Annotated in this window: 16 protein-coding genes; 6 read left to right on the top strand and 10 right to left on the bottom strand. The window is 62.6% G+C overall.

Translation table 11 applies throughout. From position 1 onward, the window contains the following. Positions 1 to 3 precede the first annotated feature (3 nt). From J2858_RS07965 to J2858_RS07950, 4 genes are read right to left on the bottom strand one after another with little or no spacing between them, the layout of a single operon-like run. Positions 4 to 549, bottom strand: coding sequence for a sarcosine oxidase subunit gamma (locus tag J2858_RS07965; RefSeq protein ID WP_210104272.1), 546 nt, complete (start codon positions 547 to 549; stop codon positions 4 to 6). Between the two features lie 11 nt (positions 550 to 560). Then, a complete protein-coding gene (locus J2858_RS07960; RefSeq protein WP_210104271.1) occupies positions 561 to 3,530 on the bottom strand; it encodes a sarcosine oxidase subunit alpha family protein in 2,970 nt (989 codons plus the stop codon). After that, positions 3,527 to 3,844, bottom strand: coding sequence for a sarcosine oxidase subunit delta (locus J2858_RS07955; protein ID WP_210104270.1), 318 nt, complete (start codon positions 3,842 to 3,844; stop codon positions 3,527 to 3,529). Before J2858_RS07955 ends, J2858_RS07960 begins: the two co-directional genes overlap by 4 nt. Positions 3,845 to 3,895: 51 nt before the next feature. Continuing rightward, on the bottom strand, positions 3,896 to 5,149 hold the full coding sequence (locus tag J2858_RS07950; RefSeq protein WP_210104269.1) for a sarcosine oxidase subunit beta family protein: 1,254 nt from the start codon (positions 5,147 to 5,149) through the stop codon (positions 3,896 to 3,898). Positions 5,150 to 5,437: 288 nt separating this feature from the next. On the opposite strand from J2858_RS07950, the gene J2858_RS07945 reads away from it, so the two are divergent. Continuing rightward, a complete protein-coding gene (locus J2858_RS07945; RefSeq protein WP_210104268.1) occupies positions 5,438 to 6,469 on the top strand; it encodes a DUF2793 domain-containing protein in 1,032 nt (343 codons plus the stop codon). 312 nt (positions 6,470 to 6,781) lie between these two features. After that, positions 6,782 to 7,057, top strand: coding sequence for a DUF1153 domain-containing protein (locus tag J2858_RS07940; protein ID WP_018327815.1), 276 nt, complete (start codon positions 6,782 to 6,784; stop codon positions 7,055 to 7,057). A 66-nt stretch (positions 7,058 to 7,123) separates the two neighbouring features. Here J2858_RS07940 and J2858_RS07935 read toward each other — a convergent pair whose 3' ends face one another. Continuing rightward, the gene (locus tag J2858_RS07935) at positions 7,124 to 7,603 is read right to left on the bottom strand and encodes a paraquat-inducible protein A (RefSeq protein ID WP_210104267.1); all 480 of its coding nucleotides are present in this window, start codon (positions 7,601 to 7,603) and stop codon (positions 7,124 to 7,126) included. A 142-nt stretch (positions 7,604 to 7,745) separates the two neighbouring features. Between J2858_RS07935 and J2858_RS07930 the strand changes: the two genes are divergently transcribed. Beyond that, the gene (locus J2858_RS07930; protein ID WP_210104266.1) at positions 7,746 to 8,027 is read left to right on the top strand and encodes a GNAT family N-acetyltransferase; all 282 of its coding nucleotides are present in this window, start codon (positions 7,746 to 7,748) and stop codon (positions 8,025 to 8,027) included. Between the two features lie 84 nt (positions 8,028 to 8,111). On the opposite strand, the gene J2858_RS07925 is transcribed toward J2858_RS07930, so the two are convergent. Then, complete coding sequence (locus J2858_RS07925) at positions 8,112 to 8,462, bottom strand: flagellar export protein FliJ (protein ID WP_210104265.1); 351 nt, start codon at positions 8,460 to 8,462, stop codon at positions 8,112 to 8,114. 439 nt (positions 8,463 to 8,901) lie between these two features. On the opposite strand from J2858_RS07925, the gene ctrA reads away from it, so the two are divergent. Further along, positions 8,902 to 9,603 carry a response regulator transcription factor CtrA gene (ctrA, locus tag J2858_RS07920; RefSeq protein ID WP_210104264.1) on the top strand — a complete coding sequence of 234 codons (702 nt, stop codon included), beginning with the start codon at positions 8,902 to 8,904 and terminating at the stop codon, positions 9,601 to 9,603. 166 nt (positions 9,604 to 9,769) lie between these two features. Here the strand turns inward: ctrA and J2858_RS07915 are convergent, their stop codons facing one another. Then, positions 9,770 to 10,132 (bottom strand): response regulator, encoded by a 363-nt coding sequence (locus J2858_RS07915; RefSeq protein ID WP_210104263.1) that lies wholly within the window; start codon positions 10,130 to 10,132, stop codon positions 9,770 to 9,772. Between the two features lie 118 nt (positions 10,133 to 10,250). Beyond that, positions 10,251 to 10,898, bottom strand: a complete 648-nt coding sequence (gene chpT / locus J2858_RS07910) for a histidine phosphotransferase ChpT (RefSeq protein ID WP_210104262.1) — start codon at positions 10,896 to 10,898, stop codon at positions 10,251 to 10,253. Between the two features lie 200 nt (positions 10,899 to 11,098). Between chpT and J2858_RS07905 the strand changes: the two genes are divergently transcribed. Both J2858_RS07905 and J2858_RS07900 read left to right on the top strand, forming a co-directional pair. Then, positions 11,099 to 11,680, top strand: a complete 582-nt coding sequence (locus J2858_RS07905) for a DUF1134 domain-containing protein (RefSeq protein ID WP_210104261.1) — start codon at positions 11,099 to 11,101, stop codon at positions 11,678 to 11,680. A 134-nt stretch (positions 11,681 to 11,814) separates the two neighbouring features. Continuing rightward, positions 11,815 to 13,059 (top strand): hypothetical protein, encoded by a 1,245-nt coding sequence (locus J2858_RS07900; RefSeq protein ID WP_210104260.1) that lies wholly within the window; start codon positions 11,815 to 11,817, stop codon positions 13,057 to 13,059. Between the two features lie 29 nt (positions 13,060 to 13,088). Here J2858_RS07900 and J2858_RS07895 read toward each other — a convergent pair whose 3' ends face one another. Both J2858_RS07895 and J2858_RS07890 read right to left on the bottom strand, forming a co-directional pair. Further along, positions 13,089 to 13,922: a TrmH family RNA methyltransferase gene (locus tag J2858_RS07895; RefSeq protein WP_210104259.1), complete on the bottom strand. Its 834-nt coding sequence runs from the start codon at positions 13,920 to 13,922 to the stop codon at positions 13,089 to 13,091. A gap of 2 nt (positions 13,923 to 13,924) precedes the next feature. Beyond that, entirely contained in the window at positions 13,925 to 14,311 is a 387-nt protein-coding gene (locus J2858_RS07890) for a hypothetical protein (protein ID WP_210104258.1), read from the bottom strand. Positions 14,312 to 14,346: the final 35 nt, after the last annotated feature.

The following is a 14,346-nucleotide window of genomic DNA, read 5'->3' as shown; positions in this document are numbered from 1 at the left end:
CTCTCAGCCGAACCCGGCGGTCAGCGCCACGTCGCGGCCCATCTCCTTCATCTCCTCGAACACCGTTCCGGCAAAACTGCGCGGCACGATGATCTCGAAGCTGTTTTCGCCGGTGCGCGCCAGATTGCCCGCCACATGCGCAATCAGCATGGGCGCCGACATGTCTATCGGGAAGACATCCGGGTGAAGATCGACGGCGACGCATTTGGCAAGCACCTTGCGGGCATGCGGACCATCGATCCGCATCAGCACGTGGCCGTCGCTGCCATCCAGCACGGACGCGCCGGGAATGGAGGTCAGCGCCCGCAGCAGGCTCTCCGGCGTCCTGTCCTGCGCAACGGCCAGCCATTCCGCCGGGCCGCAGACGCGCTTTGAGACGCCCTCGATCATGTCGAGCGCCAGGTCCACATCGCTCTCCGCGCCGCCATGGGCCAGCACCACGGCCATGGCCGGGCGACGAATGACGCTCAGATGGTTGACGTTGGGGCGGGCTTCGAAGCCCGTGATATGGTCTTCCAGCACATGCCGGTGGGTGTAGGTGATCGACATCTGAAATCCCCTCAGTCCCGCAGTTTGAGATTGTCCGGATCGACGAAGACGGGGCTGCAGACTTCCGCCAGCACCTCGCTTTCGCGGAGCCGATCCCAGACGAGGATCTTTTCGCCGATCCGCTCGCGCCCGGATTTCAGAAGCGCCAGCGCGATATGGCGGCCAAGCGTCGGCGAATAACAGGCAGACGAGACAAAGCCCTGGTCGTTGGTGGTCGAGGGCTTGGCATTCTCCTTCAGGAGATGCGCGCCGGCCCGGATCTCGGCATCCGGCTCGATGGGCTTGAGGCCCACCATCTGCAGCCGATCGGCCGCCGTCAGGCCAAAGCGCGTCGAGAGGCGCTTGCCGATGAAATCCGGCTTCTGCAGGGCCATCATGCGGCCAAGACCGACATCGTCGGCGGTGGTGCGGCCGTCGAGTTCGCTGTGCGTGACATGACCTTTTTCGATGCGCAGCACGTTCAGCGCCTCCACCCCATAGGCGCAGATGCCATCCTCGCGGCCGGCTTCCATCAGATGGTCGGCCACCGCCTCGCCGAAGCCTGCCGGCACGGCAAGCTCATAGGCAAGTTCGCCGGAAAACGAGATGCGGAACAGGCGTGCCGCAAGCCCGCCCTTCAGCGTCACCTCGCGCGCGGCAAGGAAGGGGAAGGCTGAATCGGAGAGATCATCCTCCACCAGGCGCTGCAGGATGATGCGCGATTTCGGCCCTGCCAGCGACATCTGCGCCCACTGGTCGGTGGTGGATGCGAAGCGCACGTCAAGCTCGGGAAACAGCACCTGCGCGCAGTAGTCGAGATGCGCCATCACCTCGGCCGCATAGGCCGTGGTGGTGGTCATCACGTAATGGTTCGGCCCAAGCCGGCTCGTGGTGCCGTCGTCAAAGACGATGCCGTCCTCGCGCAGCATCAGGCCGTAGCGGGCCTTGCCGACGGAAAGCTTCAGAAAGGCGTTGCTGTAGACGCGGTTTAAAAACTCCGCCGCCTGCGTGCCGAATATCTCGATCTTGCCGAGCGTCGAGACATCGCAGAGCCCGGCGTTTTCGCGCACCGTCAGCACTTCGCGGTCGACCGCCTCGCGCCAGGTTTTTTCGCCGGCGCGCGGAAACCAGGCGGAGCGATGCCAGAGGCCGGCTTCGACAAACACCGCGCCGTGTCTCGCCGCCCAGCCATGCAGCGGCGAGCGGCGGGTGGGGCGCGCCTGTTCGGCGCGCGCGGTGCCGGCCAGAGCGCCGAAGGACACCGGCGTATAGAAGGGCCTGAACGTCGTGGTGCCGACCGCCTCCGGCGAAACGCCGCGCATGCCCGATACGATGCCGATGGTGTTGACGTTGCCGAGCTTGCCCTGGTCGGTCGCCATGCCGCCGGTCGTGTAGCGCTTGGTGTGCTCGATATGGCCGAAGGCTTCACGCTGCGAAAGGCTGAGATCGCCAACGGTCACGTCATTCTGGAAATCGACAAAGGCCTTGCCCTTCGAGCCCTGGACATACCAGAGCGGCGCAAAGGCCGGATCATACTCGCCCTCCACCGGCGGGATATCGGTGTCATAGGCGGCAAAGCCCAGATCGCGGGCAAGCGCCACGGCTTTTTCCGCCCCGTCCCTCAGGCAGGCCGAGAGCCGGGCGAGACCGGCAGCCGATCCGGCCGGGACAAAGGCCGCGCCCACATCGGGCGCCAGAAAGGCCTGGTGCGCCACGCTCCAGACCGGCTTTCTGCCGCGCTGGCACAGGAGATGGACGACGGGAGACCAGCCGCCGGACATCAGAAGCGCGTCGCAATCGATCACCTCTTCATGGCCGGATCGCTCGGCCACAAGCCCGGCGAGCCCGAGCCGCCCGCGCGTTGCCGTGACCGAGGCGCCGGAGAGAATGCGCAGGCTCTCCCCCGCCAGATCCACTTGGGCGCGCGAAATCTCCGTGCGCGGATCGATGATCGCGGTCACATCGATGCCGGCAGCCGTCAGATCGGCTGCCGTGCGATAGCCGGAGCCGCCATTGGCAAACACGGCCACCTTGCGGCCGACCGCAACACCGTATCGATTGAGATAGGTGCGCGCGGCACCGGCCGTCATCACGCCGGGGCGATCATTGCCGCCAAACGCCAGCGGCCGTTCCTCGGCACCGGTCGCCAGAAGCGCCCGCTTGGCCACGATGCGCCAGACACGTTCCACCGGCAGGTCGGGATCGGGCAGCGCCACATGCTTCTGCACCTTTTCGACGGCACCGAACACCATGTCGTCATACCAGCCGAACACGGTGGTGCGTGCCATCAGCGTGACATTGGAGAGAGTTTCCAGTTCGGCGAGGATGGCTGCGGCAAAATCCGCCGCCGGCAGTCCGCCGACAACGGCGGTTTCCGACAGAAGCGATCCGCCTTGGCGAAAATCCTCGTCCGCCAGAATGACGCGAAGGCCGGCGCGGGCAGCGGCAAGCGTTGCCATCAGCCCGGTCGGTCCGGCGCCGATGACCAGCAGGTCGCAATGCGCCCAGGCCTTTTCGTAGCGATCCGGATCGGGCGCCATGACCGCGCGACCAAGGCCCGCGGCGCGGCGGATCAGCGGCTCGTAGACCTTTTCCCAGAAGGAAGCGGGCCACATGAAGGTCTTGTAGTAAAAGCCGGCCGACAGGAAGGGCGAAAACAGGCTGTTGACCGACCCGACATCATAGGACAGCGACGGCCAGCGGTTCTGGCTGCGCGCTGCCATTCCCTCGTAAAGCTCCGCCACGGTGGCGCGCGCATTGGGCTCGCTGCGCGCGCCCTCACCCAGCGTGACCAGCGCGTTCGGTTCGGCGGAGCCTGCGGTGACGGGTCCGCGCGGCCGGTGATATTTGAAGCTGCGGCCCATCAGCATCTGGCCATTGGCGAGAAGCGCCGAGGACAGGGTGTCGCCGGCAAAGCCCTTCAGCGGCTTGCCATCGAAGCTGAAGCGCAGCGGCATCGCGCGGTTGACGAGCCCACCGGTGGAAAGACGATGCGGGGTCATGCGAGGTCCTTTCCGGCAGCAACCACGCCGTCCTGCCCGGAAGCCGCGGCACGCCTGAACCGGGCGGCATCCGTGACCGACAGCACATCATGGCTGACATTATCCCGCTCCACCACCAGATAACGCCGGCAGCCGCCCACATGGTGCCAGTGTTCGAAGATGACGCCCTTCACATTGTCGCGCAGATAGACATAGGCGTGCCAGGCTTCGTCCGGCGCGTGAGCGGCTGGGCGCTGAGGCAGGGCATCGCCGCGAATGGAGAACTCTTCTTTCGGCCGGCTGCCGCAATGGGGACAGGTGATCAGGCTTGCCATGATAGATACTCGTCAGTGCAGGTCGTGCGGGCTTGATGAATGAAGGTTCGCCTAATGCAGGTTCGGCTGAGGCCCCTTGCCGCCTTCGTCGATGGCAAGGCCGCGCTCGAAACGGTCGAGCCTAAGGAAGCGGGCCGTATAATGCGGCTCGTCCTTGGCGATCAGATGGGCAAAGCAGAAGCCGGAGGCAGGTGTGGCCTTGAAGCCGCCATAGCACCAGCCGCAATTCAGATAGAGGTTGTCGATCGGCGTCCTGTCGATGATCGGCGATCCGTCCATCGACATGTCCATCACGCCACCCCAGGCGCGCAGCACCTTTACCCGAGACAGCCCCGGGATCAGCGACACGCCTTCCTCGATCGTGTGCTCGACGGTGGCGAGATTGCCGCGCTGCGCATAGGAGGAATAGTAATCGATGTCTGCGCCGAAGACCAAGCCGCCTTTGTCGGACTGCGAGATATAGAAGTGACCGGCGCCATAGGTAATGACATTGTGGATGACCGGCTTCAGGCCCTCCGAGACGAAGGCCTGCAGGACATGCGTTTCGATGGGAAGCCGAAGCCCGGCCATCTGCCCCGTCACCGAGGTGTGGCCGGCCGTGGCAAGCGCCAGCTTGTTGCAGCCGATAAAGCCCTTTGACGTCTCGACGCCCAGAACCCTGCCCGCTTCGTCGCGACGTATACCGGTCACCTCGCAGTGCTGGATGAGGTCGACGCCGCGCTGATCGGCACCGCGGGCATAGCCCCAGGCCACCGCATCATGGCGGGCCGTGCCGCCGCGCTTCTGCAGAAGGCCGCCGAGAACGGGAAAGCGCGCATGGTCGAAATTGAGGTAGGGCATCATCTTGCGCACCTCCTCGCGATCCAGCAGCTGCGCATCGACGCCATGCATCATCATGGCATTGCCGCGCCGCGCATAGGCGTCGCGCTGGCCATCGGAGTGGAAGAGATTGATCACGCCGCGCTGCGACACCATGGCGTTATAATTGAAATCCTGCTCCAGCCCTTCCCACAGTTTCATGGAGAACTCGTAGAAGGGCTCGTTGCCTTCCAGCAGATAATTGGAGCGGATGATCGTGGTGTTTCGCCCGACATTGCCGGAGCCGATGTAGCCCTTTTCCAGCACGGCGATATTGGTGATGCCGAACTCCTTGGCAAGATAATAGGCGGTCGACAGGCCATGCCCGCCGCCACCGACGATGATCACATCGTAATGCGCCTTCGGTTGCGGCTCGCGCCAGACAGGCTTCCAGTGGCGGTTGCCGGAAAAGGCCTGCCGAACGATGTCTAGGGCGGAATAGCGCATGCGGGATCCTGTCTCAAATCTCGTCGTCACCTTCGCATATGCAAATCAAAGGACAAGGGCATTCACACCGCCATTCCGTCGCATCCCTGGCGCGTGTTTCAGGAAGATGACGGGCGTGGCCCGCCGGCCACGGCCCCGGCTGCGGCGGCCCGGTCGCTGACCTGATCGATAGCCGGCCGGGGATGTTTTCCGGCCCCGCGCCAATGCTTTCAACGGCTTGATGCCTTCGCCATGCCCGTGTGCCGCCATGCACTTAAAATGGCCTTCCACACGCAGGGAGAACACGCCATGGCCGACACGACACCGAACCTCAGACTGCCCTATATCCTGCCTTCCCAGGCCCAGAAACACGTCACTCACAATGAGGCGCTGCTTCGGCTGGACACGCTGGTCCAGCTGGCCATCGACTATGAGGGTGCCGCACCGCCCGCCAGTCCCGTCGAGGGCAGCCATTACGCCGTCACCGGCACGGCGACCGGCGCCTGGGCAGGACATGCCGGCACCATCGCCACCTTTCAGGATGGCGCCTGGAGCTTTCTGCAGCCAAACACCGGCTTTCTCGCCTGGTTCAAGTCGCTGTCAGCCATCCGGGCCTTTTCCGGCACCGCCTGGGTCACCCCCGGCCTGCCCGATATCCTGACGCCTTCACGGCTTGGCATCAGCGCGACGCCGGACGACAGCAACCGGTTGTCGATCTCGTCGGCCGCCTCGCTGTTCAACAATGCCGGCGCCGGGCACCAGTTGATGATCAACAAGGCGGCGGTGTCCGATACCGCCTCGCTGCTGTTCCAGAGCGGATGGTCGGGCCGGGCGGAAATGGGCCTTGCCGGAAATGACCAGTTTGCCGTGAAGGTGAGCGCCGATGGCGGCAGCTGGAAAACCGGCATGAGCTTTGATGGCGCCGGCCGGCCGAGCTTTCCCAACCGGCCGCTTGCCCGCGCCCATCGCGCCACCGGCACGTCCAGCCCCGCCTCCGGCGCCTCGACCGGCTTTACCACCCTTGCGCTCGAGCAGGGTGGCGTCACGCTCGGCGCTGCCGTGAGCGGCGGCGGCAACGCGCTGGTGGTGCCCGCAAGCGGGATCTACAAACTGACGATGATGGTGTCTGTCACCTCGTCTTCCGGCCATACCGCAAGCCTCAGGCGCAATGCCTCGACGACGCTTCTGAGCCTCAGCCTCCCCTCGGCGGCACCGCTGACGGTCTGCGCATCGACGCTTGCCAGTTTGACACTGGGCGATACGCTGACCTTCCTGCACGCCGGAACGGCAGTCCTCGATGAGGGCGCCGGGCGCACCGAACTGTCGCTTCAGATGATCTGACCGGGCCGCAGATGAATTAAAAGACGTCGCCCGCCGGGTTTTCCACCGCAAAATCCGGCCGGGTCACCCGGTCACCGTTTCTTGGCAAAGATTGCTAAAATGCAGCATAAACCTTGATGCGCCGCAATCAAATCGTTCGAAAGAACATTCTAATCTTACGAAACACACAAGGTCGGTCGTGAATTGCGAAAAAAACGCGAAAGAATTGTGGTCCAAATGCGGTTTCCTGCAAAACACGGTTTCCATTTAGTCAAATGTTAAAACTGCCGGGCTACGGTCGGCCTCGTGGTCTTGTGTAGTGTAGAGAGTCCAATGACCGAAATGATCCGGCCTCGAGTTAAATATGTCATCGGCCCCGATGGCAGCCCCCTGACGATTGCGGATCTTCCGCCGGCCAATACGCGCCGCTGGGTGATCCGTCGCAAGGCGGAGGTGGTTGCAGCGGTTCGCGGTGGCCTGTTGAGCCTCGAGGAAGCTTGCGAGCGTTATACCCTGACAGTGGAAGAATTCCTGTCCTGGCAGTCGTCCATCAACGACCATGGCCTTGCCGGCCTCAGAACCACGCGGATTCAGCAGTACCGCCACTAGTCAAGGCGTTCGCAAGCCGTCCCCGACCATCCTGACTATCCTCCGGAGCCCGCCTCCCGAGGAGGCTTAACGCATGTCGGTGTCTGGCCGCTTGTCGGCGGCCATCGAAGAAAAGGGCGACAAGAGCCCGGTCATGATGGCTGAACCTGCATAGAACCACAGACCCGGCTGGGCGACGGCTGTCGCCAGCCCACTCCCCTTGGCCGCGAAGATCGCGATCGCCACCAGCATCACGTCCATCATAGACCACTTTGACAGATGCGGCAGCGCGCGGCCGAAAACCCCCATCCGATCCTGACCGAGCCGCCAACCTGCCTCCTGGCAAAACACCAGCAGAAGCTTGGCTGCGGGAAACACGATCGAAAACAGCGCAATCAGGAGCGCAAGCCCGAAGTCTCCCTGCTCAAACAGGCCCGAGACCAGATCGATCAGCGACGGCGTCTGGCTGAACAGGAACAGCCGGTCGATCTGAAGGATCGGCAGGTAAATTCCAAAGAGAAGAAAAACCGCCGAGACCAGCAGCAATGCCTGGCGCAGCCTGCGCATGCCCCCCCTCTCATCCTCTCCCCGGTTCCGCCCGATCATTGGACACGCGCCCTTCGGCACGGCCGCCTGGACAAGGCGGTCTGGCATCTGGGCGATTTCGTCCTACATCAGCAGGATCATGGATAAAACAAGGGGCAGCAGGATGAAGATTACCGAAGAAACGCATTCCTCGGGCGGAGCCTACCGGGCGGAACTTGATGGCGCATCGGCGGAAATGACGTTTTCGCGCGCCTCGCCGCATCTGATCATCATCGATCATACGCAGGTGGACGACGCATTGCGCGGCAAGGGCGTCGGACAGGCGCTGGCGGTGCATGCGGTGGAGGCGGCACGGTCGGGCGGCTGGAAGATCATTCCGCTCTGCCCCTTCTTCAAGGCACAGCTTGAGCGTCACCCCGACTGGCAGGATGTGATCAACCGCTGAGCGGCAGGCGCAGATCTGCGCCGCGGCGTGGACGCCTCAGGCGTCCTCGCAACGTTTACCCCCAAAAAAAGATCGCAGGCGGGATCAGGCGCGGGCGCGCATGCCACCGTCGCGTTCTTCGAGAGCCGTGGCTTTCGAAAGTTCGGCCTGCGCTTCTTCAAGCGCAAGTTCGGCACTTTCCTGCTGGACGCGCAATTCGCGGATCGAAACCTGCAGATTGTCTGCCCGCTGACGGGCCGCCTTGGCAAAAGTCGGATAGGCGAAATGATTCGGGTCTGTGATTCCCGATTTCTTTTCTTCCAGCGAAATCTGGTGCTCCAGTTCCTTCGCCATACGTTCGAATTCCGCCATCATCAGCTGTAACTGCTGCAACTGGCGGCGCTTTTCATTCACCTGAAATTCTTTCAGGCGCACAAGGCTGTCACGCGTCTTCATACGCAATACTCCCGTGGATAGCGAGACCCCGGCTATGTTCCCAATTCCCCCTGAGTCCGACCTGCAACAGTTCGGACTGAAAAATTGCCGCGCCGTTAACAAATTGGGCGCCGCGGTAACCTTTCATTTACGGGCATCGTTAATGATAGGGACGATCGTTTAAGGGTCCGTAAATGCCATGGTCGATTTCGACCGACGACAATGATGAGTCGTATGAATCACTTGGGAGGAATTCCTCACAAAATGATTCAGGTATGGCGCTGGCAGATTCACATGATAAATCAGGCAAATACCAAGTTTGTTTAACGAATTCCTGTGCCTTGCCAAAGGCGGTCAGAGTTTGTTAACCAATTGGTGTCAGCTTCCAAATCAGGCAACGTCTGGATCCGTCTCGCGTTAGGGGGCCATTCACACCTTCGCGGCGGTAAAGGGGAAAATTATGCGGGTTCTACTCATCGAAGATGACAGCGCGACTGCCCAGAGCATCGAGCTGATGCTGAAGTCGGAAAGCTTCAATGTGTATACGACGGATCTCGGGGAAGAGGGCGTCGACCTCGGCAAGCTGTACGATTACGACATCATCCTGCTTGACCTCAACCTGCCGGACATGTCCGGCTACGAGGTTCTGCGGACACTGCGTCTTTCCAAGGTGAAGACACCGATCCTCATCCTGTCCGGCATGGCCGGCATCGAGGACAAGGTTCGTGGTCTCGGCTTCGGCGCAGACGACTACATGACCAAGCCGTTCCACAAGGACGAGCTTGTTGCACGCATCCATGCCATCGTCCGTCGTTCGAAGGGCCATGCCCAGTCGATCATCATCACGGGCGAGCTGATCGTGAACCTCGACGCCAAGACCGTCGAAGTGGGCGGCCAGCGGGTTCACCTGACCGGCAAGGAATATCAGATGCTGGAACTGCTCTCGCTGCGCAAGGGCACCACGCTGACCAAGGAAATGTTCCTCAACCACCTCTATGGTGGCATGGACGAACCGGAACTGAAAATCATCGACGTGTTCATCTGCAAGCTTCGCAAGAAGCTGGCAAACGCCGCAGGCGGCGCGAACTACATCGAAACCGTCTGGGGCCGCGGCTATGTGCTGCGCGAACCGGATGGCGGCGAATACGCCGAAACGGCCTGATCTTTTATACCCCTATCGGATCCGCGATCAGTCAAACGTCCGGGAATTTTTTCCCGGGCGTTTTTCGTTGTGGGCATGGGTTTCGTGGACGAGCCAAAGCACGGCAGCCCCCAAGGGCACAGGGCGGCTTAACCCGGCAGATGTTCGGACATCGGGAGAATGCGGCTCAGGCGGCGGCGGAAAGACCGGAAAACACGGCGGTCAGGATCTTGCGATCGAAGGGCTTCAGGAGAAAATCATCGGCGCCGGCGCGCTTGCCCGTCATCATCGTCTTCAGGTCCGCCTCGATGATGCAGTAATAGATGCGCACACGGTTGGCGCCCGGCAGGGCCTTGACCGCGGCGATGAGTTCCAGAGCCCCCTCAAGCGCCGCATCAACGATCAGGATCGCCGGCAGTTCGGCCTGGCAGCGCATCAAAGCCTCCCGGTCGCCGGAGGCTTCGCTCACCAGAAAGCCCAGTTCCGACAGGATGCGCTTGGCAACCGTGCGGACGATATCGGAACTGTCGGCAATCATCAGGCGCTGCATCTGGCTCCCTCCCGGACCGCAGAACAAAAGCCGAGCGTGCAACGGCTTTTGGCCACGATAGGACGAACCGGCTAACGAACCGTTACCGGGCAACGCCCGGCAACGGCAGCACAAGGCGTCAGGCGGCCGAAATTTCGGCGGTGAAGACGATGTTGTCGTCATTGACGACATGGCTGAGGTCCATCCCGCATTCTTCCGAAAGAAGAACGGTGTAATAGGGCTGGATCGTGTGGGCATCGGCCAGTTCCTCGGCCGTGCCATTGCACAGTTCGACGTATTTCGGCGGAAGGCGCAGCATGCGGCCCTTCACCGTCAGCGTGAACTTTGCATCGGTTTCCGGATTTTCCAGCACCACATCAATGCTGCCGCCGCGCGGAATGGCGCTATAGGCCACCATGAACAGGTTGAGGAGCAACTTGACGCGGTTCTTCGGGATGATCGCCCGCGGCCCGTTCCAGGAAACTTCGGTCTTCTTTTCGGCAGCGGCAAAGTCCTTGGCAGCCTTTTCCGCTTCGCCGGTATCGATGGAGGCGCCGACGGAACCGGAGGCGCCAAAGGCGAGACGGGCAAATTTCAGACGCACGGAGGCGTTCTGCGCCGAGGTGCGGATGAGGTCCAGCGCGTCCTCGTCGGCACCGCCCTCGTCCAGCAGTTCAAGACCGTTACAGATCGCGCCCACCGGCGAGATCACATCATGGCAGACGCGGCTGCACAGGAGCGCCGCCAGATCGGGACCGCTAAGGATAAGGTTCGGATTCTTCGGCATCTGATTTTCCTGGATGTAGCCTTAATGATGATCGGCTATGTCTCACGACAATGTTGCGTGAAGGTGGCTTGGGGTTGGCATTTCCGTCTTACGCCGCCATAAAGACACCATTTTTGGTAAACCGGTTGTTAACGGGATGGTCTCAAGATGGCTCAGCCGCGATCTGAGGCACCAATTGATTAAAAAAACGGACAGGCCCCATGCGCTTCGATAGATTCTTTGCTCTTGCTCGACTGCTCGTCCTGCCAATTCTGGTGGCCACGATCGCCGCCCCGGCTGAGGCCCAGCAGCGATCGGGTGAACAATATACGCTGCAGGAAATCGTGGATGCCGGCCACGGCTTCTTCGGCAACACGACCGGCGGGCTGGCCAAGGTTGTCGAAAAGGCCTTCCAGCAATACGGCCTTCCCAATGGCTACGTGCTCGGCCAGGAAGGCTCCGGCGCCTTCATCGCCGGTCTCACCTATGGCGAAGGCCAGCTTTATACGAAGAATGCCGGCAATCACCCCGTCTTCTGGCAGGGCCCCTCGCTCGGCATCGATTACGGCGGCCAGGGCGCGCGCGCCATGATGCTCGTCTATAATCTGCCGGCCGTCCAGAACCTTTATGCCCGCTATGGCGGCGTGAGCGGCTCGGCCTTCGTGGTGGCCGGCGTCGGCATGACGGCACTGCGCAACAGCGACGTGATTGTCGTGCCGATCCGCACCGGCGTCGGTGCCCGTCTCGGCGTCAATGTCGGCTATCTCAAATTCACCGAAGCGCCGACCTGGAACCCCTTCTGATCGCTTCTCTGCCCGCCACGCTCGAAACGCCTGGCGGGCCACCCCGAGCTTGCTGTTGCCTATCCCGTGTCGATATTCTAGCTGTAGCTGAATTTAGATTTTCCTGAAATGCCAGACCGCAGGATGGACCGCCCGTGATCCAGTTCGCGCTTCTTTATGGGCTGGGCTTTCTCAGCGCCACGCTTCTGGTTCTGGTGCTGGCGCCGGCCGTCCATCGGCGCGTCGTGCACTATACGGAAAACCGCCTGAAGGCGACGATGCCGATCAGCCCGGCGGAAGTGCGCGCCCAGCGCGACATGGCGCGCGCCGTCTATGCCGCCGAAAATGCCCGCACACGGCAGGAATTGGCCGAAGAACGCGATCGCAATGTCTCGCTGCAACTGCGCTTCGACCGGTTGAGCGACGAAGCAGCGCACCTGCAGGCCAGCCATCACGAGATGCAGATGCAGGTGAGCGACATGAGCGTGGAAGCCGCAGACCTGCGCTCGAGGCTCCGGCGCGAGGAAGGCCTCATCCGCCAATTGAAGCAGTCGCTTTCGGCGGTGGAATTGACGGTGGCCAGCAAGAACGGTGAAATCGAAACGCTGCGCAAGCGCATCCACAAGCTGACCGGCGATCTCGACAACCTGAACATAGACCTCTCCACCCGCGACAGCACCGCAGACAGTCTGAAGCAGCGGGCCGCCGTGCTGCGCGAGGAGCGCGAGGCCCTGCGCACCGACCTGAAGCTGATGACCACCCGCGCGCGGGATGCCGAGCAGCGTCTTTCCCAGGAGGAAGCCCGTTCAGCAAGGTTGGAGGAAAAGCTGGCGCGCGAGATGGCGCAGAAGGCCGACACGCAGGACGCACTCGACCGCCGCCTGCAGGAAATCGAACAGTTGCGTGGCCGCGACACCGCTGATGCCGACGAATGGCGCGAGCCGATCACCGGCAGCTACCCGCTGCCGCGCAAGAAGATCGCCGCCCTTGAAAAACACGCGCTCTCGGCGCGCAAGCACCGCCGCGGCCGCAACCGCCCGCAGGACGGCCAGCCCGCCGTTGCAGAGACCACCGACGACCGGAGTGAGCAGACCATGCGCGACCTTGGCCAGATGCAGGACGATATCCGCGCACGAAGTGCCGCCCTTGGCGCGGAGCTTTCAAGCCCGACGCCATTACAATCGGACGAGACGCTGCGACGGGAACTTGCAACGATTGCCGCCGACATGGTGGCGCTGACGGCGGTAGCCGAAGGCCCGACCTCGCCGATCATGGCCATTCTCGACAAGGATGACGAAGCGCGCAGGGACGGCGACAACACATCGGGCAACGCGGACGAGCCCGATCTTGCCCGCCGCGCCCGCCAGTCGCTCGACCGCATCCACGCCTCCGATCCGTGACACCTCGGCCACGGCAAGGAAGTCCGGTGTCAGATGACGCCTTGCAGCCTTGAAATCTCGTAGAGCGCAATGCCGGTGGCGGTTGCGGCATTGAGGCTGTCGAGGCCCGGCATCTGCGGAATACGGGCATTGCGGAACCGCGACAGGATGTCTGCGGGAAGCCCCTCGCCTTCCGTACCCGTCACCAGCGCGATGCGTCGCTCGGCCGGGATATCGCGGATGTCGCTGTCCCCCTGCGGCGACAGGCCCCAGACGGCAAAGCCCCTGGCATGCACGGTTTCCAGAAGAGACAGAGCGCTTCCGCCGCGCGCATAGGGAACCGACAGGACCGAGCCGACGGAAACGCGCAGCGCCTTGCGGTAGAGCGGATCGCAGCAGGTTTCATCGAGAAGCACCGCCTGCGCCCCGAAGGCTGCGGCATTGCGGAAGATCGACCCAATATTGTCGTGGTTGGAAATGCCGCAGGCGACGATGACCAGCGCCGGTTCCGCGCAGGCATCGAGCAATTGATCTGCATGAGGGGCAGCGCTGCGCCGCCCGAGCGCCAGCACGCCCCGATGCAGGTGAAATCCGGCAATGGCATCCAGAACGCCGGCATCGGCCACATAGACCGGGACTTCGGCGGCAAATTCCGCCAGAAGATCGGCAAGACCTGCCACGCGGTTTTCCAGAAGCAGGATCTTTTCCGCCGCAATCGCCCCCTTCCCGGCATGCGCCCTTGCCAGCATGCGCAGCACCACCGTGCCTTCCGCAATGAAGCCGCCGCCGCGCCCGACGAGATCGCGCTCGCGGATCGAACGAAACTCCGCAATTTGCGGATCAGCGGCATCGGTGATGCGGATGAGCGGGCGGGCGTCCGTCATGGTCAGCGGTCTTGAACGGTCACGTCGGCGACGATGCGGCCGACCGCAAGATCAAAGATCAGCGCCTTGCGAACGCCGCCCACCACGCCGTAAAACAGGATCTGCCCGCCGGAATGCGACACCGACTGCACCTCGAAGCCGGGCGGCAGATGCGCGGTGACGGCAAGCGGCTGATCGGCCGGCACGGCAAAACCGGTGCCGGTCACCAGAGGCGCTGGCGTTTGCGGCGCATGGCGCACCTTGTAGACAACCGCTCCCAACACCGCCATAAGGCTGATGAACATGATGCTTCCGGAAACGATCTGCAGACGCACCATCTTGCGCCGGACGTTATCCATCACCGGATCGAGTGGCGCGTCTTCCTGTTGCTCGGGTTCGAGATTGGCCATCGGGCAAAAGTCCTTCGCTTTAACTGTCATCGGGA

Origin of the sequence: Neorhizobium galegae (assembly GCF_017877135.1) — a bacterium.
Taxonomy (GTDB): domain Bacteria; phylum Pseudomonadota; class Alphaproteobacteria; order Rhizobiales; family Rhizobiaceae; genus Neorhizobium; species Neorhizobium galegae_A.
This window is presented reverse-complemented; position numbering and strand designations above follow the sequence as displayed.